16 protein-coding genes, 1 tRNA gene and 2 rRNA genes (1 of these 19 running past the window's edge) are annotated in these 18652 nt (G+C 62.4%); 5 read left to right on the forward strand and 14 right to left on the reverse strand.

Features of this window, described 5'->3' with window-relative positions:
- The 3 genes from ACXAGF_RS20105 to ACXAGF_RS20115 all read left to right on the forward strand — a co-directional run.
- Positions 1–1973, forward strand: a 23S ribosomal RNA gene (locus ACXAGF_RS20105); it begins 826 nt to the left of the window's first position.
- 94 nt (positions 1974–2067) lie between these two features.
- Positions 2068–2182, forward strand: a 5S ribosomal RNA gene (rrf, locus tag ACXAGF_RS20110).
- 103 nt (positions 2183–2285) lie between these two features.
- Positions 2286–2362: transfer RNA gene (locus ACXAGF_RS20115), tRNA-Met, on the forward strand.
- Positions 2363–2784: 422 nt separating this feature from the next.
- Here the strand turns inward: ACXAGF_RS20115 and ACXAGF_RS20120 are convergent.
- The 4 genes from ACXAGF_RS20120 to ACXAGF_RS20135 form a co-directional block, all read right to left on the reverse strand.
- The gene (locus tag ACXAGF_RS20120) at positions 2785–3240 is read right to left on the reverse strand and encodes a type II 3-dehydroquinate dehydratase (protein WP_475019130.1); all 456 of its coding nucleotides are present in this window, start codon (positions 3238–3240) and stop codon (positions 2785–2787) included.
- A gap of 5 nt (positions 3241–3245) precedes the next feature.
- Positions 3246–4547, reverse strand: coding sequence for a TRAP transporter large permease (locus ACXAGF_RS20125; RefSeq protein ID WP_475019131.1), 1302 nt, complete (start codon positions 4545–4547; stop codon positions 3246–3248).
- Positions 4544–5062: a TRAP transporter small permease gene (locus ACXAGF_RS20130; RefSeq protein WP_475019132.1), complete on the reverse strand. Its 519-nt coding sequence runs from the start codon at positions 5060–5062 to the stop codon at positions 4544–4546. Before ACXAGF_RS20130 ends, ACXAGF_RS20125 begins: the two co-directional genes overlap by 4 nt.
- A 71-nt stretch (positions 5063–5133) precedes the next feature.
- Positions 5134–6120, reverse strand: a complete 987-nt coding sequence (locus ACXAGF_RS20135) for a substrate-binding domain-containing protein (protein ID WP_475019133.1) — start codon at positions 6118–6120, stop codon at positions 5134–5136.
- A 207-nt stretch (positions 6121–6327) separates the two neighbouring features.
- Between ACXAGF_RS20135 and ACXAGF_RS20140 the strand changes: the two genes are divergently transcribed.
- Positions 6328–7002 carry a GntR family transcriptional regulator gene (locus ACXAGF_RS20140; RefSeq protein WP_475019134.1) on the forward strand — a complete coding sequence of 225 codons (675 nt, stop codon included), beginning with the start codon at positions 6328–6330 and terminating at the stop codon, positions 7000–7002.
- A 38-nt stretch (positions 7003–7040) separates the two neighbouring features.
- Here ACXAGF_RS20140 and ACXAGF_RS20145 read toward each other — a convergent pair whose 3' ends face one another.
- Together ACXAGF_RS20145 and ACXAGF_RS20150 are read right to left on the reverse strand one after the other, a co-directional pair.
- Positions 7041–8936, reverse strand: coding sequence for a bifunctional sugar phosphate isomerase/epimerase/4-hydroxyphenylpyruvate dioxygenase family protein (locus ACXAGF_RS20145; protein ID WP_475019135.1), 1896 nt, complete (start codon positions 8934–8936; stop codon positions 7041–7043).
- Entirely contained in the window at positions 8933–9814 is an 882-nt protein-coding gene (locus ACXAGF_RS20150) for a shikimate dehydrogenase (RefSeq protein ID WP_475019136.1), read from the reverse strand. The genes ACXAGF_RS20145 and ACXAGF_RS20150 overlap by 4 nt, the downstream gene beginning before the upstream one ends.
- A 204-nt stretch (positions 9815–10018) precedes the next feature.
- Between ACXAGF_RS20150 and ACXAGF_RS20155 the strand changes: the two genes are divergently transcribed.
- On the forward strand, positions 10019–10663 hold the full coding sequence (locus tag ACXAGF_RS20155) for a TetR/AcrR family transcriptional regulator (RefSeq protein WP_475019137.1): 645 nt from the start codon (positions 10019–10021) through the stop codon (positions 10661–10663).
- Between the two features lie 118 nt (positions 10664–10781).
- Here the strand turns inward: ACXAGF_RS20155 and ACXAGF_RS20160 are convergent, their stop codons facing one another.
- From ACXAGF_RS20160 to ACXAGF_RS20195, 8 genes are all read right to left on the reverse strand, one after another.
- Positions 10782–11879 (reverse strand): mannitol dehydrogenase family protein, encoded by a 1098-nt coding sequence (locus ACXAGF_RS20160; protein ID WP_475019138.1) that lies wholly within the window; start codon positions 11877–11879, stop codon positions 10782–10784.
- Between the two features lie 55 nt (positions 11880–11934).
- The gene (locus ACXAGF_RS20165) at positions 11935–12930 is read right to left on the reverse strand and encodes a Gfo/Idh/MocA family protein (protein ID WP_475019139.1); all 996 of its coding nucleotides are present in this window, start codon (positions 12928–12930) and stop codon (positions 11935–11937) included.
- Positions 12927–13808, reverse strand: a complete 882-nt coding sequence (locus ACXAGF_RS20170; RefSeq protein ID WP_475019140.1) for a sugar phosphate isomerase/epimerase family protein — start codon at positions 13806–13808, stop codon at positions 12927–12929. The genes ACXAGF_RS20165 and ACXAGF_RS20170 overlap by 4 nt, the downstream gene beginning before the upstream one ends.
- A 24-nt stretch (positions 13809–13832) precedes the next feature.
- The gene (locus ACXAGF_RS20175) at positions 13833–14666 is read right to left on the reverse strand and encodes a carbohydrate ABC transporter permease (RefSeq protein ID WP_475019141.1); all 834 of its coding nucleotides are present in this window, start codon (positions 14664–14666) and stop codon (positions 13833–13835) included.
- A complete protein-coding gene (locus ACXAGF_RS20180; RefSeq protein ID WP_475019142.1) occupies positions 14663–15586 on the reverse strand; it encodes a carbohydrate ABC transporter permease in 924 nt (307 codons plus the stop codon). The genes ACXAGF_RS20175 and ACXAGF_RS20180 overlap by 4 nt, the downstream gene beginning before the upstream one ends.
- A 90-nt stretch (positions 15587–15676) precedes the next feature.
- Positions 15677–16876: an ABC transporter substrate-binding protein gene (locus ACXAGF_RS20185; RefSeq protein WP_475019143.1), complete on the reverse strand. Its 1200-nt coding sequence runs from the start codon at positions 16874–16876 to the stop codon at positions 15677–15679.
- A 22-nt stretch (positions 16877–16898) separates the two neighbouring features.
- Entirely contained in the window at positions 16899–17888 is a 990-nt protein-coding gene (locus tag ACXAGF_RS20190; RefSeq protein ID WP_475019144.1) for an alpha/beta hydrolase fold domain-containing protein, read from the reverse strand.
- A complete protein-coding gene (locus tag ACXAGF_RS20195; RefSeq protein WP_475019145.1) occupies positions 17885–18574 on the reverse strand; it encodes a GntR family transcriptional regulator in 690 nt (229 codons plus the stop codon). The genes ACXAGF_RS20190 and ACXAGF_RS20195 overlap by 4 nt, the downstream gene beginning before the upstream one ends.
- Between the last annotated feature and the right edge of the window lie 78 nt (positions 18575–18652).

Here is an 18652-nt window from a genome sequence, read left to right on the forward strand (position 1 = left end):
TCAAACTCGGAAATAGCTGGTTCTCCGCGAAATCTATTTAGGTAGAGCGTCGACCGAATACCCCCGGGGGTAGAGCACTGGATGGGCTATGGGGACTCACCGTCTTACTGATCCTAACCAAACTCCGAATACCGGGGAGTACTAGTCGGCAGACACACGGCGGGTGCTAACGTCCGTCGTGAAGAGGGCAACAACCCTGACCTCCAGCTAAGGTCCCCAAGTCATGGCTAAGTGGGAAAGGATGTGAGGATCCCAAAACAACCAGGATGTTGGCTTAGAAGCAGCCATCATTTAAAGAAAGCGTAACAGCTCACTGGTCTAAATAAGGGTCTTTGCGCCGAAAATGTAACGGGGCTAAAGCCATGCACCGAAGCTGAGGATGTGCAGCAATGCACGTGGTAGCGGAGCGTTCCGTAAGCCTGCGAAGGGATACCCGTGAGGGGTCCTGGAGGTATCGGAAGTGCGAATGTTGACATGAGTAACGATAAAGCGGGTGAGAGACCCGCTCGCCGAAAGACCAAGGGTTCCTGCTTAAAGTTAATCTGAGCAGGGTTAGCCGGCCCCTAAGACGAGGCGGACACGCGTAGTCGATGGGAACCACGTTAATATTCGTGGGCCTGGTGGTAGTGACGGATTGCACAAGTCGTTCAGCCTTATTGGATTGGCTGGGCGGCGGAGCGGTTCCAGGAAATAGCTCCACCATTATAGACCGTACCCGAAACCGACACAGGTGGTCAGGTAGAGTATACCAAGGCGCTTGAGAGAACTGCGTTGAAGGAACTCGGCAAATTGCACGCGTAACTTCGGAAGAAGCGTGACCCCTTTTTACGCAAGTGGAGAGGGGTGGCACAGACCAGGGGGTAGCGACTGTTTATCAAAAACACAGGGCTCTGCGAAGTCGCAAGACGACGTATAGGGTCTGACGCCTGCCCGGTGCTGGAAGGTTAAGAGGAGAGGTGCAAGCTTTGAATCGAAGCCCCAGTAAACGGCGGCCGTAACTATAACGGTCCTAAGGTAGCGAAATTCCTTGTCGGGTAAGTTCCGACCTGCACGAATGGCGTAACGACTTCCCCGCTGTCTCCAACGCAGACTCAGTGAAATTGAATTCCCCGTGAAGATGCGGGGTTCCTGCGGTCAGACGGAAAGACCCCGTGCACCTTTACTATAGCTTTACACTGGCATTCGTGTCGGCATGTGTAGGATAGGTGGTAGGCTTTGAAGCAGGGACGCCAGTTTCTGTGGAGCCATCCTTGAAATACCACCCTTATCGTCATGGATGTCTAACCGCGGCCCGTCATCCGGGTCCGGGACAGTGTATGGTGGGTAGTTTGACTGGGGCGGTCGCCTCCGAAAGAGTAACGGAGGCGCGCGATGGTGGGCTCAGAGCGGTCGGAAATCGCTCGTCGAGTGCAATGGCATAAGCCCGCCTGACTGCGAGACTGACAAGTCGAGCAGAGACGAAAGTCGGTCATAGTGATCCGGTGGTCCCGCGTGGAAGGGCCATCGCTCAACGGATAAAAGGTACGCCGGGGATAACAGGCTGATGACCCCCAAGAGTCCATATCGACGGGGTTGTTTGGCACCTCGATGTCGGCTCATCGCATCCTGGGGCTGGAGCAGGTCCCAAGGGTTTGGCTGTTCGCCAATTAAAGCGGTACGTGAGCTGGGTTCAGAACGTCGTGAGACAGTTCGGTCCCTATCTGCCGTGGGTGTAGGAATATTGACAGGATCTGTCCCTAGTACGAGAGGACCGGGATGGACATATCTCTGGTGGACCTGTTGTCCTGCCAAGGGCATAGCAGGGTAGCTATATATGGAAGGGATAACCGCTGAAGGCATCTAAGCGGGAAACCCACCTGAAAACGAGTATTCCCTATCAGAGCCGTGGAAGACGACCACGTTGATAGGCCGGGTGTGGAAGCGCAGCAATGTGTGAAGCTTACCGGTACTAATCGCTCGATCGGCTTGATCGTTCTCATTGACAATGCCCATCCCCGGATGGCGACGTGTTCAAGACAAACGAGGTGAAAACCTCACCAGCTTCTCAATCAATTTGCCCTTAGCCGACCTGGTGGTTCTGGCGGGGTGGCTGCACCCGTTCCCATTCCGAACACGGCCGTGAAACGCCCCAGCGCCAATGGTACTTCGTCTTAAGACGCGGGAGAGTAGGTCGCTGCCAGGTCTGCTAAAGGCAAATCAACAATCTTCTCGACACGCAAGGGCCCAAAGCCCGACACCTGGAACAGGCGCACGCGCCAACCATAGCCGGTCCGGAACAACAATAACGCGGGGTGGAGCAGCCCGGTAGCTCGTCAGGCTCATAACCTGAAGGCCGCAGGTTCAAATCCTGCCCCCGCAACCAAAAATACCTCGCAATCCACAAAAGCCCCACACAGGGGCTTTTTGCGTTTGTCCGCATCGGTAACCGAAACCCGACTGACCTGCTCCCTCGAATATCCCTGACCTGCTCCTCCCCTGAAATATTCCCGCTTTTTGGGTTAACTTTGTTCCTCAAAGGAGATCGGGCTGCCGTGACCGCGGACGATCATCGCTTGTGGCTGGAGCTCGGTAAGGGCGGTGCTGGGGGCGCAGACGGAATGCTGCTCGGCTCGTCCCCCCATTTCAACCACGAAGATCCTAAACCCGGAAGATCTTGGTGCTAAGACCGGTCCGACTGCCGCCGCCATCTCCCGCGGTTAGGTCAAGGGTTCTGCGCCGGTGGTCGGCGCTGGAAGCCTGACAGTGCGGGCCTTGCGCGCCCTTCTTCCGTTGCATCCTGGAAGCTTAGGTTCCCTCGGCAATCATTCTCTCGATCGCCTGAATGGCCGCGGGGTATCCGGAAGCTCCCAGCCCGGCCATCACCGCGGTGGCATGCATCGAGACATAGGAGCGATGATAGATCGGCTCGCGCCGGTGGATGTTGCTGATATGGAACTCGATGATCGGTCCAAGAAACATCTTCAATGCATCGAGCAGCGCGAGCGAGGTGAAGGTGAACGCGGCCGGGTTGATGACGATGCCGGCGGCGTCCTTGTCGATCGCTTCATGCACCCATTCGATCAGGCGCTCCTCACTGTTGGTCTGGCGGAACTCGACAGGACGGTCGCCGGCGGCTTCCCGGCACCAGGCCTCGATCTCGGCAAGGGTGGTGTGGCCGTAGATCTCGGGCTCGCGTTTGCCGAGCCGGTTGAGGTTCGGGCCGTTGAGGACGTAGAGGGGTCTAGGTTCGGTTTTTCGCATATCGCTCATCCCTGGTAGCCTATGAGACGCGGCAGCCACAGCACGAAGTCGGGGAAGAAGGTGATGATTGCAAGGGACAGCACCATCCAGCCGAGGAACGGCAGTGTGTCGCCGATGATGTCGCGGATCGGAGCCCCGGAGATCTTGGTCATGATGAACAAGAGCAGGCCATAGGGCGGCGTGACCAGTCCCAGCATGATGTTGACGACCACCATGACCCCGAAATGCACCATGTCGATGCCGAGCGCCTGCGCGGTCGGGATGAAGACGGGGACGATGATGAGCAGGATGGCGGTGCCTTCCAGCACGCAGCCGAGCAAGAGCAGGATCACATTGACCAGGAGCAGAAAGGCGATCGGCGACAGCTGCCAGTGGGTGAGCAACGCCCTCAGGGTGTCGGGGATGTTCTCGATCGTCACCACATAGTTGAAGACAAGGGCGCCGCCGATCAGCAGGCCGATCGACGCGGTGGTCTTGCCGCTGACCTTCAGGGCACCATACAGGGCTGCGGGTGAAATACTGCGGTAGAGCACCGCCGAGACGACCAGCGCGTAGGCGGCGGCGAGCGCTGCGGCCTCGGTCGGCGTCGTGATCCCGGAATAGATGCAGCCGAGCAGCACCACTGGCATCATCAGGGCCGGAAACGCCCGCCAGGTGATCATCGGCATCTCGCGAAGCGGGACGGGGGCCTCGACCGGAAAGTTTCTTCGACGGGCCGTTATTGACACCTGCACCATCTGCAGGACGGCCATCAGCAGGCCGGGTGCCATGCCGGCGATGAAGAGGTAGCCGATCGATGCATCGGACACGAGCGCATAGATCACCATCGGGATCGATGGAGGGAAGATCGGACCGATGACTGCCGTCACCGCCGTCAGCGCGGCGGCGAAACTGGGCGTATAGCGGCCTTCGCGCGTCATCATGTTCTGCATCATGCGGCCGCTACCCGCCGCATCCGCGATCGCCGATCCGGACATTCCGGCAAAGACAATGCTCTGCACGATGTTGACCTGTGCCAGGCCGCCACGAAAGCGGCCGACGAGCAGGTTGCAGAACGTCAGCAGGCGTTCGGTCATGGAGCCGATGTTCATGAACTCGGCGGCAAGCACGAACAGCGGCACGGCGAGGATGATGTAGTTGGAATACATGCCGTTCAGGAACTGTTCCGCCACGGTGCCCATGTCGGCCCCCACCATGAACAGGTAGAGGGTCGACCCGGCGATCATCGAGAGGCCGATCGGAAGCCCTAGCAGCGCGAGCGCGGTGATGACAGCGATGGCGACGGAGAATGGACTTGCCAGATTCATACGCCGGAACCCGCCTTGGTCGGGTCGAAGGCCTCCGGGGCGGCGCCGAAGGCCGCCTGCCAACCGAGCCAGAGGTAGCGAACGATCATGGCCGCCGCGAACACAATGTAGATCGAATAGAGATAGTCGAAGCGGATCTTCAGGTAGGCCGTCTTCTCGACCTTCATGAACAGGATGTAGTCGACGACGGCCGGCAGCGAGACCCCGAAGGCGATCACAAGCGCGCTTGCAAAAATGACGGTCATGATGCGGCGGGCGCGGTTCGACGCGTTTGCCCAGAAGAAGTCGAAGCGAATTTCCTCGCTCTCGCGTACCACGAAGGCCGATCCGAACAGTACGATCCAGATCCAGAGGGCAACGCTGACCTCGTGCGTCCAGCCGATGGCAAGATTGAGCACATAGCGGAACAGAATTTGCAGCAGGAACACGCCAAACATGGCCAGCAGCATGAGCGCCAGGGCGTTTTCCGCGCGCGCGCGCAGCCACGCGCCAAGGGCAACCAGTCTTTGCGGCACGGTGCCTCCTCCTTGCCTCACCGAGCGGCCGGGCCAGCCGCCCGGCCGCTTCTCCTGCAGCATCCACAGTCCTAGAGTGCCGCCACCTTGTCGAGTATGCCCTGCGGCCAGGACTTGGCGAGGTCGGAGTTCAGGTATTTCTCCTGGGCAAAGGCGCGGAATGCGGTGACGTCCGGCTCGTAGATATCAAGGCCCGCAGCCTTGAACTCATCGACCAGGGCCTTTTCCTGCGCCAAATGCTGTTCCTGGCTCCAAGCCATGGCCTTGTCGGCCGCGGCCTGGAACGCGGCCTGCTGCTCCGGCGACATATCGTTCCAGACCTTGCTCGATATCGTCAGCAGATCGTAGCCGATCAGGTGGGAGGTGAGGACAATCTGAGACATGACCTCGTAGAACTTCATGTTCTTGACGTTCGGAAGCGGATTGTCCTGGCCGTCGATCGCCCCGGTCTGAAGGCCGGTATAGACCTCGGCATAGGCCATGGGCGTGGGGTTCGCGCCAAGTGCCGAGCCGAGGAATTGCCAGGCGTCGCCGCCCGGCATGCGCAGCTTGATGCCGGCCATGTCCGCCGGCGTCATGATCTTCTTGTCCGGCTTAAGGCCGACTTGCCGCGCGCCGAAATAGGTCGGCCCGAGGATGTACACGCCAAGCTGGTCGGCAGCCATCTTCTTGAACTCGGCCCCGAGTTCGCTGCTGAAAAACGCGTTGAGGTGGGCGGCATCGCGGAAGAGATAGGCCGAAGTCAGCACCGACCATTCCGGAATCTGATTGGAGACGTCCTGTGGCGCAATATTGCCCATCTGCAAGTTGCCGCGTTGCAGGGCGACCAGCTCCGTCCCCTGCTTGAAGAGCGTCCCGCCGTAGAACGGTTCCAGCGTGAAACTGTCCTTGATGCTGTCCTTGAAGGACTTCATCATGTCCGCGCGGATGTCCTGCTCCGAGAATACCGCGGAGAACTTGAGCACCGGCTTGTCCTGGGCAAGTGCCGGCATGGTAAGCGCTGCCGTTGCGGCTACGGATGCGCCGAGAAAACGGCGGCGGCTGATCTCAAAAGTCATCGTTGTTCCTCCCTTTGGCCGCCGACCGGAGCCGGCTGCGATTCAACGAGCCTCCCTCCCGGAAGCTCTGTACGGAATGGTTCGTTTATGCCATGCGGTCATTTTTCTCGCGGATCTTTCAAAACCATCATACGCTAATTTCCTCATGTCAAACGTGTTTCATCGTAGACTTCCTGTATTGTCAGATATGATTGCTCTGGAAGTTCCATGACAGCTCAGGACACCCAACCTGCCGAGACCGTCGGCGACATGGCATTCCGGCTGATCCGGCAGGATATTGTTGCCGGCACGCTTGCGCCGCGCCAGAAGCTCAAGCTCGATGACTTGCGGGACCGCTACGGCGTCAGTGTTTCCACGCTGCGTGAGACCCTCTCCCGCCTTGCCTCCGAAAGCCTGGTCGTGGCCGAAGGGCAGCGCGGTTTCATGGTCGCGCCGGTGTCCGTCGGGGAACTTCGCGATCTCGGCGACCTGCGCCTGCTTCTCGAAAGCCACGCGATTTCCCTGTCCTTTGCCGCCGGCGACCTGGAGTGGGAGGCACGTGTCGTCGCCGCCCATCACAAGCTCGCGGCCGTTGAGCGCCAACTTCTGGCGGGGGCTGTCGGGTGCACGTCCGATTGGGTTCGCTACGACTGGGGGTTCCATCAGGCGCTGGCCTCGGCCTGTGGCTCGGCGGTTCTCATGGATACGTTGGCCACGACCTTCGATCGCTTCCTGCGCTACCATCTCATCGCCCGCAGCTTCCGCGGAAAGCCGGTCGTCGACGATCACCGGCACCTCTTCGAGCTTGCCATGGATCGCGACATCGAAGGCGCTCGCAGGATGCTGCGTCGACACGTCGAGAGCGGCATCGACCACGTCATAGGCACAGGCCGGATCGGCTGACCCTTCGATCAAAGTCAGCAGTGGCTCCGCAATCGTGCTCATGCCGGAATCCTCGGCATGCCTGCCGGACGGAGCCCCTTCTTCAATGCAGCGATGCGAAAGATCGCATTGGCCGCACCATAGCCGCGATAGCCGCGTCGCTCGACGATCTCGAAGAAGAAGCCCTCGCCGAAGCCGGGGCTGTAGAGCTGAAAATACTCCCCATAGTCGTCGCGGTCGTAAAGTATGTTCTCCGTCTTCAGGCGCTCGGTCAGCTCGGGATCGAGGCCAAAACGGGCCTCGACGTCGCCGTAGTAGTTGGGCGAGATGGGGAGAGCTGCAAATCCGTTTTCGCGCAGCGCCCGCGCGGTCGCGAAGATGTCGTCCGTGGCAAAGGCCAGGTGCTGGACGCCGGAACCGAAATTCTCCGCGATGAAGTGGCCTGCCAGGGTACGACGGTTTTCCGCGCCGTTCAGCGTGACGCGCAGCGAGCCGGACGCGTTCTCGACGACCTGGCTGTGCACGATTCCGGCCGGGTCGATGATGTCGACCATCGGTGTCTTCTCCGCATCGAAAATCGACGTGTAGAACAGCAGCCAGGTCAGCAGCTCGTCATAGGCGACTGTCTGCGCGATGTGATCCACCACCGCAAGCCCTGCCGGTGCGAGCGTGCGGTCATCATCGACGGGCACGAAGTCGCTCGCCCAGATATGGGCCAGATCCGACACCTCGTCGAGGAGATAGACAAGGCCCCCGCCGACACCGCGGATCGCCGGAATGTTCAACTCCCCGGGCAGGGTCGGTTGCTCGAACGGCTCGGCACCTAGCGCCAGGCCGCGTGCCAGAGCGGCCCGCGCATCATCGACCACCAAGGCCATGGCGTAGGCCGACGTGCCGTGAACGGCGGCAGCAGCCGAGGCAAAACCGACATCCTCGACATTGATCAGCACACGAATGTCGCCTTGAGCGAAAAGATCCACCCGCTTCGAGCGATGGCGAGCCTCGCGCCGGAAACCGAGGGTGCGGAAGACGCTGGCAAGCTTGTCCGCATCGTCCGCGTCGGCCGCAAACTCGATGAACCCGACCTCCTTGACCGCTGCGCGCGCCGGCATGGCCGGGGCATCGAAGCCGTCCACGTCGGCTCGCCGTCGCACGGTGTCGCCGAGATAGGCGAGCGAGCGGTATCCGTCCGCCGCGATCGCTCTGGCGGAGCCGCCGCGAAACTGATCATTGAAGATCTCCAGCGAGAAATAGCCGTCATAGCCGGCCGAAACCACCGCGGCGGCAAACTCCCTGACGGCAAGGTCCCCCTCGCCCGGCATGTTGCGGAAGTGGCGGCTCCAGTAGAGCGGGTCCATGTCGATCAGCGGGGCATCCGCCAACTGAACGATGAAGATTCGATCGGCCGGGATCGCGCGTATGGTGTTGACGTCGATCTTGCGCGCCAGCGTATGAAAGCTGTCCAAGATCAGGCCAATGTTGGGATGATCCGCCCGGCGCACGATCTCCCAGGCGTCGCGGTGATCGGAAACATGCCGGCCCCAGGCGAGCGCCTCGTAGCCGACCCGCAGGCCACGCCGGGCCGCACGCTCGCCAAGCGCGCGGAAATCGTCGGCGGCACGGTCGATCCCGCCGAGAGATACCGTCGATATGTTGGAGCACACGAGCAGGAGATCGGTCCCAAGCTCCTGCATGATGTCGAACTTGCGCTCGGCGCGGTCGAAGGTCCGGCTACGGAATGGCTCCGGCATGCCTTCGAAATCGCGGAAAGGCTGAAACAGGGAAATCTCGAGCCCGTGATCGCGAACCATGCGGCCGACATCGGCTGGACTGCCATCGAAGGCGAGAAAGTCGTTTTCGAAGATTTCCACGCCGTCGAAACCGGCAGCGGCGATCGCCGCGAGCTTTTCCGGCAGTTCGCCGCTGATCGAGACCGTGGCAATGGAGGTCTTCATGTGACCGCCTCCGGCTGCGTGCCGCCGGTCAACGACTGGAAGTGCCGAAGCATCCGGCCGGCATCGGCCTTACGGCCAGTGAACAGTTGATAGGCCGCGACCGCCTGATAGACGGCCATGCCGCCGCCGTCCGCGACACGGCAGCCACGTTGCCTGGCCTCGGTGATCAGCGCCGTTTCGAGCGGGAAGTAGACAATCTCTGCCACCCAGTGCCGCCGATCCAGCAGATCAGGATCGAGGGGCAGGCCCGGGTAGTGCGCCATCCCGGTGGGCGTGGCATGGACGAGCCCGGATGCGTCACCCATTTCCGCCTTGATATCGACGCCCACGCGGATGTCCGCCTGCGGAAAGCGCAACCGCATCGCGTCGACCAAGGAACGGGCCCGTTGCCGATCGGGATCGAAGATCGCAAGCCTGCCGGCGCCGAGCACAAGAATGGCATAGGCGGTCGCGGCCCCCGCGCCACCGGCCCCCAGTTGCACGACGCGGTCAAGGGCTGCGTCCGGCAGCTTCAGCCGGAACGCCTCGGCAAAGCCCCACCAATCGGTGTTGTGTCCATGGAGGCGCCCCTCGCCGATAACGACCGCATTGACGGCGCCGAGCGCGGTCGCATCCTCGGACAGGGTGTCGAGATGGGCAATGACGGCCTGTTTGCAGGGATGCGTGACGTTCAAGCCGACGAGGCCCTCGCCGGCAGCCCGGACAATGACGCTCGGCAGGAGTTCCACGCCACCGCCGAGTAGGGCCAGATCCAAAAGCTCGTAGCGGTAGTCCAGCCCTTGGCGGCGGCCCTCTTCCATATGCATCGCGGGCGTCAGGGACGCCTGTATCGACGTGCCGACCAATGCGGCGCGAATAGGCTCGTTCGACGGTTCCATCCCAACTCCGTCGGCACTTCGAAGGGTCGGTTTGCGCGACGCCTTCGCCCGGGCCTTCTCGGTTCCTCCTCTCACAAATAATGTACGAACTGGTTAGTGTCAAACGGAGATGATTGAATCCGGTGGCAGAGCCGCTTATCAACGTTCCGGGATCCCCCTTGCTGTCTGGCACTGGGGGCGAGCAACGTCCGGACGCGGGGAATAATGGACAAGAGGCAACAGACGGCACGGAAGAACGATCCGGAAAAGACGCGGGAAAATATCCTTGCCGTCGCAACGGAAGAGTTCGCTGCCCATGGACTGTCGGGAGCCCGCGTCGACGCGATCGCCGAACGCACCCGCACCTCCAAACGGATGATCTATTACTATTTCGGCAGCAAGGAGGACCTCTACCTTGCGGTGCTGGAGAAAGCCTATCGCAAGATTCGCTCGCTGGAGGCCGACCTCGAGCTTGCGGACATGCCGCCGGTCGAGGCGTTACGCATTCTGATCGCCAGCACCTTCGAGCATGACGAGCACAACCCGGAATTTGTCAGGCTTGTCAGCATCGAGAACATTCACCAGGCCGCGCACATGCGACGATCGGTCGAGATCAAGGATCTCAACGTCTCCATCATCCGCACGCTCGCCACGATTCTGGAGCGCGGGAAGGCGGATGGCAGCTTCCGTCGCGAGGTCGATCCGATCGATCTGCACATGCTGATCAGCGCCTTCTGCTTCTTTCGCGTCTCCAACGCGCACACTTTCGGCACGATCTTTCGCCGCGACCTTTCCGAACCCGCCACCTTCCAGCGGCACAAGGCCATGATCACCGATGCGGTGATCAGCTATCTGCAAGGAGGCGGATAGCAAGGCCGGAGCGCTTGCAAAGCGCTTCGGGTTCGGACCGTTCTTGCTGCGATTTGTTCAACGCCACCGGCGACCTCGAGGCCGGTCCACGTCGCACGGACCCCGCAACCGCTCGGTTTTAGGCTGCGGCCACGATTGCCGATAGCAGTGGAAGTTGGCCCGTATGGCCGGCTTCGCGAGCAAGCTGGATAAATGCCTCGATCCGCCGCTCGACCTTCTGGCGGTGGTTCTGCGCAATGTCCGACAGCCTGTGATCCAGGAACGGGTTGGCGAAGCGCTCCATTGTTGCGTCGAGATAGGTCGCCGCCTCATTCGCACGGCCGAGGGTGGCAAAGACGGGCAGCACCTCGCGGCCGTAGATCTCGGCCAGTTCGCTTCTTGCGGCCGGAACGGCAATGAACTCGCGCACCACCGCATCGGCCGGAGCGCCGCCCCGAACCCACATGTCGACCAGGGCGGTGTGGCCGAGGTTGAGAATGTGCAGCTTCAGCGTCTCGATCGTCTCCAGATCGTCGACGAGCTGGATGAGCGGATGGTCGCACGGGACAACGAGCCCAGGCGTGCGTTCGATGGCCCATAGCCCGTAGGGTTCGGCGACCGCGCCCGCCGGCTCGATCGGCTGAGACACAATTCGGTCCACCAGGCTCGAAACCCAGACAGTCTCCTCGCCGATATATTGCAGCAGGTCGGCCGAAGCCTGGTTCGCCCGCGCGATCCCCAGAACCAATCCGCGCAGCACCTTGCCGTTGTGGGCGATCAGTTCCATCGGGAGGATGGTGGGCGGGGACACTCCCTGCGCGTGGCGTGCCGCCAGAAGATGATAGAGCTTGGCCGGGAAGCTCATCGCCGGGGAAAAGTCCGCCAGCGTGTCTTCCGGTTTGGCTCCGTATCCCGAGTCTCCAGTGTTGGAGAGGACGAATTCCGCCTCTTCCACGAACACACGCCGGACCTCGTCATACTGACCGGTCATCGACAGGCAGCGCTTCACCGACGTGACATGGTGCTCCTCGTCGACCACCCGGCCGTCCTGCAGCCCGCGGATCCGGACCGGATAGCCTTCCGGCGCCGCAAGCGCGGCGAGCCGACCTGTCCTTGCCGGATCGCCCGATGTCTGGACGACCGTGATGGACACCACCGGCGTGCCCTCCGAGAAAAACAGGTCGGCATGGGCCTGCAGGAACCGGCTGGTGCCGAACTGGATGACGGGGGTCTTCATGGTCTGCGTTCTCACTTCTCGAATTTTCCGTGACGTGACACGTACGGCCGCGCTTCTACAAGGACAGTTCGCGCCGCAGGGTCTCGAGGCGCTCCATCGCGATGACGCCATCGATGATGGACGGGGCCGGCGTCTCCGCGCCCCCTAGGGCGGGGACCACGTCGGCGAGCAGAGCGAAGTAGCCCTTGGGATCCTCGTTGGCCGCGGCGGTGAAGTTCGGCTTCCACGTCAGGCTGTCGACGGTGTCCGAAAGCGTCGCCAGCGGGTCATCCACCTTGAATGGAGGGTTGCGGTTCCAGCGCACCTCGATGACGTTATCGACCTCGATGCGCTGGTGGTCGCCCATCAGCTCGATCCGTTCCACCGGCGCGCCGCGCGACTGGATCGTGCCCATGGCGATCGTTCCGATCGCGCCGCATTCGAAGTCGAGGCTGATGTGGAACAGCACCTTGCCCGGCTCCTTCTCCACCTTGCGCGCCGTCAGCTTCGTGACCGGCGAGACGAGGAAGGAGACGAGGTCCATGTAGTGGACGCAGTGATGCAGGAAGAAGCCGGTGTAGTCGACGTTGCCGACGAAATAGCCGGGTGCGGTCATGTAGTAGCCCGTCAGACCCAGCACCTGTCCGAAGCGGCCGGAGCGCACGATGTTTGCAGCGATCTTGTTGCCTGCGGAGTAGCGCTTCATGAAGCCGACGAGCAGCGGCTTCTTCGCTTTCTCCGAGACATCGCGCAGTTCACGCGCGCCGGCGGCGCTGCCGGATGGAGGCTTTTCCATGAAGACCGGCAGGCCGCGCTGCAGTGCCATCTTGCCGAAGGCGAGGTGCTGGTCGGGTCCCACCGCCATCCCGACCGCGTCGATGCCGGCCGTGCGGATCAGGTCCTCCGCATCCGTGACGAGCTTCGAGACGCCGAACTGGCGCCCGGCCGAGGCAAGCCGATTGCCGTCGATATCGCAAAGCGCGACGAGTTCGACATCGTGCCGAACGAGTTGGGGCAAGAGCATCTGGGTGGCGTGGACGCCGCACCCGATCCAACCAATCTTCAGTGTCATCGGCGGTATTCCGTCAGCAGGATGTGGGACTTGATGAACTCGGCGCTTGCGGCGAGCCTTTCGGACTCGTCCTCATGCGGCGGGCGCCATTGGGCGAAAGGAACGCCGAAGCGGTCGTCATTGCGCCGGAAAGGCTCCAGCGAAACGGGCCCTCGGTATTCGATCTCGTGCAGCGCGCGAAAAACCTCGACCCAGTCGGTGGCGCCGGTGCCGGGAAAGCCGCGATGGTTCTCATTGGCCTGGAAATGCACGACCCGCCTTCCGCCGAGCCGGATTGCCTCGGCGATCGAGGCTTCCTCCATGTGCATGTGGAATGTATCGAGCATCAGTTGCACGGCCGGATGATCAACCGCGTCCAGCAGCTCGACCGCCTGCCGCGTCGTGCAAAGCACGTCGCTCTCGAAGCGGTTCAGCGGCTCGACGGCGAGGACCACGCCCAGACGTTGCGCGTGGTCGCCCGCTTCCTTCAGCCCTGCGACGCAGCGCGCCTTTCGCGCCAGCCGCTCCTCTTCCGGGACGGGTTGCGGCGGCCGGCAAGCAAAGACGAGCGGATTGCCGGTCAGCGGGCCGCCGACGATCGTGCAGCCAAGTGCGGCGGCGCAATCGGCGGCATATTTCAGGTAGTCGATGCCGGCCCGGCGGGCGGCCGGGTCGCCGGACGAAATATTGCGTTGCAGGTTGACGCGCGCGGCCAGCACCACAGACAGGCCCGCCTCATCGAGCGCCTTTCTGGTGTCGGCGAGGTGCAGTTCGCCGGGTTCCGGCACGAGCAACTCGACGAAATCGTAGCCGAGCCTGCGCATCTCGGAGAACAGCGGGAAGTGCTCGGCCGTGAAGGGACGTGCGTACTGCATGGATATCAACCCGACGGGGTTCATGGATCAGTCCTCTTTCTGGAAATGTCAGCCCTTCACGGCGCCCTGGGTAAGACCGCCGATCAGGCGGCGCTGGACGAGAAGGAAAAGAACGGTTGCGGGCATGGCCCCGACGACGGCGCCGGCAGCAAGCAGGCCCCACTCGATCTGGTATTCGCCAATCAGCGTCTGGATCGCCACCGTGACGGGCCGTACGTTTCGGCCACCGAGCGTCAGCGCGTAGAGGTATTCGTTCCAGGCGGTGATGAAGATGTAGATGCCGGTGGAGATGATGCCGGGCATGGTCAGCGGCAGCACGACTCGGCGCAGCGCCGTCAGCCGCGAGCAGCCGTCGATCATGGCCGCCTCGTCCAGGCTCTTCGGGATCGCCCCGACATAGCTCGTCAACATCCACACCGCGAAGGGGATGGCGACGGTGGCGTTTGCGAGGATCAGTCCGAAATGCGTGTCGAGAATGCCGGCATTCTTCATCAGCACGAACAGGGGGAGGATCAGCAGCACCACGGGGAACATGTTGATCAGCAGAAATTGCAGCATCAGCAGCTTTCGACCGGCGAAGCGGAAGCGCGAGAAGGCGTAGGCCGCCGTCACCGCGACCGCGAGGCCGAGAATGACCGTGCCGCCGGCGATGATGAGACTGTCCATCATGTTGCCAAGGAAGGAAGTCTGGCGCAGCAGGCGCGCGTAGTTGTCGAGGCTCCAGCCTGCCGGGGAAACCGACACGCCGGTCGCATTCAACGCCTGTGTCGGTGTCAGCGAGGTCAGAACCATCCAGGCGAACGGCGCCATCGCGAAAAGGACGATCACGAGGACCGGCAGGTCGGTCGTCAGGATGCGGCGTGCGGTGCTTGGCTTGTTCATCGCTCAACCTCGCGCATGGTGCGGGCCAGATAGACGGCGACAATTGCGCCGAGCATGATGGTGAAGGTCACGGCGATTGCGGTGCCGTAGCCGAAATCCAGGTTTTGCCTCGCTCGTACAAAGGCATAGAGAGGCAGGGTATGGGTGGAATAGCCCGGTCCGCCGCCGGTCATGACGAAGATGACGTCCATGGAGTTGGCGACCCAGATCACGCGCAGCAGTCCGGCCGTTGCCAGAACGGGGGCGATACCCGGAAGGGTGATGTGCAGGAACTGCCGCCAGGAACTGGCGCCGTCGATCGACGCTGCCTCGTACTGGCTCTTCGGGATGCCCTGCAATCCGGCGAGAATCATCACGGCGAAGAACGGAAAGCCCTGCCAGGTTAGCGTTGCGATGATGGCGTAGAGCGCGAGGTTCGGATCCGCGAGCCACGGGACGGCGCTCCGGACAATCGAGAGATAGATCAGGATGTCGTTGAGCACGCCGGTGTTCGGGTCGTAGATCCAGCGCCACATCAGCGCGATCACGACGCTCGGCAACGCCCAGGGAATGATGATAAGTGCGCGAGCGAGGCCGCGCCAGGGAAACTCGCGATTGAGCAGCAGCGCCGTCAGCAGCCCAAGCCCCATCTGCAACGGTACCGTCAGGCCGATCCAGATCACCGTGTTCCACAGTGCTGTCCAGAACACTGGATCGGCGAACAGCTTCACGTAATTGCCGAAGCCGACGAAACGGCTCGCATTCGGCTTCCAGAGCACCAGATCGTAGAAGCTCGTGACGACCGCCTGGACCATCGGCATGAAGACGATGAACACCGTCACCAGAACCGCCGGCGCCAGCAGCATGTAGGGCATCAGTCGCGTGCCCCAGGGTGTGGGAATGGTGACATCGGGGGTCGCGGACGAGGTGATCACGGTCATCGGCCTTCGGTTCCTTGCCTGCTCGGCGGGAAGGGAGCTCCCACCCGCCCTTCGCGAGCGGATGGGAGTTGCGCGGGGAGGAGGCGCGCCTTATTGGGCAAACAGTGCTTCCAACTGCTCCATCATCTGCTGGGAGGTGATCTGTCCCGTCAGTGCCTGTTGCATGGCCGTCTGCCAGGCCGTGTTGACGAACTCCGACGTTGCCGGGGTCTGCGGCAGGACATGGGCGAAGGGCAGCGACTGAACGGTCGCGTAGACGAAGCGGCGCTCGTGCAGGTTCCAGTCCTCCGAACCGCTCTTGGTTACGGTCATCTGGCCGGTCGCCTTGTTGAAGGCGACGTTGTTCTCGCCTTCCGCGAGGAACGAGATCCACTTCCAGGCCGCATCCTTCACCTCCGAGGATGAGAAGATCGCGAGCGACTCATCGCCATACGAGGTCCAGTGGTTGCCGCCGCATTCCGGCACGGGCACGGCGGAAACCTTCTCGCCCAACGCCTTGACCATGTCGTTGGAGGAGCCGATGTGGTGGATCGTCATGGCAGTCGTTCCGGCCTTGAAGGCGCCGGTGATTTCCTGGAAGCCGTCGTTCGGCGCGGACGGCGGGATGACCTTGTCCTTCTGGAACAGGTCGACCAGCCATTGGTTGGCCGCGATCGCCTGTTCGTTTGTCAGGCCGCCGGGCTTCAGCTCCGCGCCCTGTGAGAGGACAAATGCGCCCCACTGGTCCCAGCCACCCTTGCCGCCGCGCAGGCCGAAGCCGTAGGTGGTCGGCGCACTGGTCAGCTTGATGGCCGCCTCTCGGAACTCTTCGCAGGTTTTCGGCGGCTGCAGCCCGGCCTGCTCGAACAGATCGGCGCGGTAGTAGAGATAGAGCACCACGTACTGGATCGGCAGGTAGTACTGCTGCCCGTCAGGCCCCTTGTTGAGCTCCAGCAGGTTGTCGAGCAGGTCGGCCTTGCCCGGCCAGGCATCGATCTTGTCACCAATAGGCTCGAGCGCTCCCATTTCGGCCAGCCGCGGCTGGGCGAACAGCTTCACCATCGCCGCGTCCGGCGCATTGCCGCCGACCAGCGCGGTGTAGAGCGTGTCGTAATAGCTGTTCCAGGGAACGTTTTCCGCCTCGATCTTGATGCCCGGGTTGGCGGTTTCGAACTTGGCCACCAGGTCGGCCATGGGATTTTCCGGATTGTCGAAATGGTACCAGAAGCGAACCGTTTCGGCCGAGGCCGTACTCGCAAACAGCGTCGCGGCCAGCGCGGCACCAACAGTGATCGACTTGAACATTGCCATTCTCTCCTCCTTGAAATTTGGGCTACGCCCTTGCGGCGGTCATTTCCCTCGCTGCCAAACCTGCAGCAGCCAGCGCCTCCCGAGCTGCGGCAAGATCGATCGTGTTTTGCAGAAAGCCATGGGTGACGCCCGGCACGACCGTCGCGGCCTCCTTGCGACCCAGCGCCTTCAGCCGTTGATGAAGGAGCAGCGTGTCGCTGAGAAGCGGATCGACCCCGCCAGCCATCAGGTACAGCGGCGGCAGCGCCGACAGCGCGGCATCGTCCGCGGCAAGCGGACAGGCGAGCGGGTCTTCGGAGATGTCGGCGCCGGGGGCGGCGTACCAGGCCCAGTAGCGCTGCATCCTGGCGCGCGTCAGGCCGGGGCCGTTCGAAAACGCCTGGTAAGACGGAGTCGAGAAGTCCATGGCGTAGTTGCCATAGAAGAGCAGGGCGCCGCTCGCTGCCGCGTGTTCGCCCCCGCCCTGCTCATGAAGGAGCGCGGCAAGGGCCAGGTTTGCACCCGCCGAGTCTCCGGCCAGCAGCAGCGGTCCCTTCTCCACGCCCAGCGACTCTCCGGCGGTTGCGGCGGTGCGCATGCATGCAACCACGTCCTTCAGGCCCGCCGGATAGCGATTTTCGGGTGCAAGTCGATAGTCTGGCAGCAGCACCGGCAATTTCGATTCAATCGCAAGAAGCCGCGCGCAGCGCTCGTGCGTTTCCGGGCTGCAGAAGGCGAAGCCGCCGCCATGGACGTAGAGTATCGCCCCTGCGCCCCTCTCCTGGGGAACCAGCACCCGCATTCGGCAGCGTGCGGAGCCGAGCACCGCGTCGGCCTCGATCCAGACGTCGGCGACCACCGCCATTTCAGGTAGGTCCAGGTTCCACCGGCGATTGCTCTCCGCCGACAGCGCCCGCCCCGCTTCCGGCGCCAACAGCGTCGGGTCCTGCTGTGGACCGTCGGCCGCCAGCCGGGCCATGAGACCGGCCATCTCGGGCGAGAGCACGGCGCTGAAGGCGGGCTGGGCCGTCATTGGGCAACATCCGGAAAGACGCTGGGGCCGAAGTCGACGATGGTGGCAATGTGATGGCGGAGCGCGTTGTCGGCCCTCACCGGATCGCGGCTTTCGATCGCCTCGATGATGGCGCCGTGACGCTGGGCGGTGGCGACGAGATCGCGCGGGGCAATGCTGCGTGAAATCTTGAAGCGGTGATTGTGCACGAGGCAGCGATGCAGGATGGGGTCGAGCGCCGGCAGGCGCGCATCCAGAAAGATCCGCCGATGGAAATCCCGGTCGGCCGAGGCGAGCTCGAGTTCGTCGTCACGCCTGGCCGCGCCCATCATTTCGTCGAGCAGTTCTCTCAGGTCGGACAGCAGCGTCCGGCTCGGCGCCTGCACGACGCGCAGGATGCCGCTGCACTCGATCTGCTGGCGGACGCGAAACATCTCGACGGCCTCGTCCTCGGTGCATTCGGAGACCTGCGTGCCCTTGTGCCCCTGGCGCAGGACCAGTCCTTCCTCCTGCAACTGCAGCAACGCCTCGCGCACGGTGCCCTGACTGCATTCGAAATGCGCGGCCAGATCCAGCTCGGTGAGCGCCGCCCCCGCCGGCAGAATGCCGAGCATGATGTCCCGCTTCAGCGCGTTGAAGGCGGCCGCTGATTTCGGCGGCCTCTGCGCAGCCAGGCGACCGTTTGGTCTTGTCGAAAAATAGGTCATCGCGCGATCCACGGAGTTGCCAATCTCTCTTCTTATCATTATTGATAATGATATCGATAATGTTGGTCAAGGGCCCAA

The sequence above is a fragment of the Mycoplana sp. ABR4_002 genome (genome assembly GCF_056159645.1).

Coding starts and splice junctions, on each gene's coding strand:
- ACXAGF_RS20120 (WP_475019130.1), bottom strand. CDS start 3,240: ATGCGAAAAACCGAACCTAGACCCCTCTACGTCCTCAACGGCCCGAAC.
- ACXAGF_RS20125 (WP_475019131.1), bottom strand. CDS start 4,547: ATGAATCTGGCAAGTCCATTCTCCGTCGCCATCGCTGTCATCACCGCG.
- ACXAGF_RS20135 (WP_475019133.1), bottom strand. CDS start 6,120: ATGACTTTTGAGATCAGCCGCCGCCGTTTTCTCGGCGCATCCGTAGCC.
- ACXAGF_RS20140 (WP_475019134.1), top strand. CDS start 6,328: ATGACAGCTCAGGACACCCAACCTGCCGAGACCGTCGGCGACATGGCA.
- ACXAGF_RS20145 (WP_475019135.1), bottom strand. CDS start 8,936: ATGAAGACCTCCATTGCCACGGTCTCGATCAGCGGCGAACTGCCGGAA.
- ACXAGF_RS20150 (WP_475019136.1), bottom strand. CDS start 9,814: ATGGAACCGTCGAACGAGCCTATTCGCGCCGCATTGGTCGGCACGTCG.
- ACXAGF_RS20155 (WP_475019137.1), top strand. CDS start 10,019: ATGGACAAGAGGCAACAGACGGCACGGAAGAACGATCCGGAAAAGACG.
- ACXAGF_RS20160 (WP_475019138.1), bottom strand. CDS start 11,879: ATGAAGACCCCCGTCATCCAGTTCGGCACCAGCCGGTTCCTGCAGGCC.
- ACXAGF_RS20165 (WP_475019139.1), bottom strand. CDS start 12,930: ATGACACTGAAGATTGGTTGGATCGGGTGCGGCGTCCACGCCACCCAG.
- ACXAGF_RS20170 (WP_475019140.1), bottom strand. CDS start 13,808: ATGAACCCCGTCGGGTTGATATCCATGCAGTACGCACGTCCCTTCACG.
- ACXAGF_RS20175 (WP_475019141.1), bottom strand. CDS start 14,666: ATGAACAAGCCAAGCACCGCACGCCGCATCCTGACGACCGACCTGCCG.
- ACXAGF_RS20180 (WP_475019142.1), bottom strand. CDS start 15,586: ATGACCGTGATCACCTCGTCCGCGACCCCCGATGTCACCATTCCCACA.
- ACXAGF_RS20185 (WP_475019143.1), bottom strand. CDS start 16,876: ATGGCAATGTTCAAGTCGATCACTGTTGGTGCCGCGCTGGCCGCGACG.
- ACXAGF_RS20190 (WP_475019144.1), bottom strand. CDS start 17,888: ATGACGGCCCAGCCCGCCTTCAGCGCCGTGCTCTCGCCCGAGATGGCC.
- ACXAGF_RS20195 (WP_475019145.1), bottom strand. CDS start 18,574: ATGACCTATTTTTCGACAAGACCAAACGGTCGCCTGGCTGCGCAGAGG.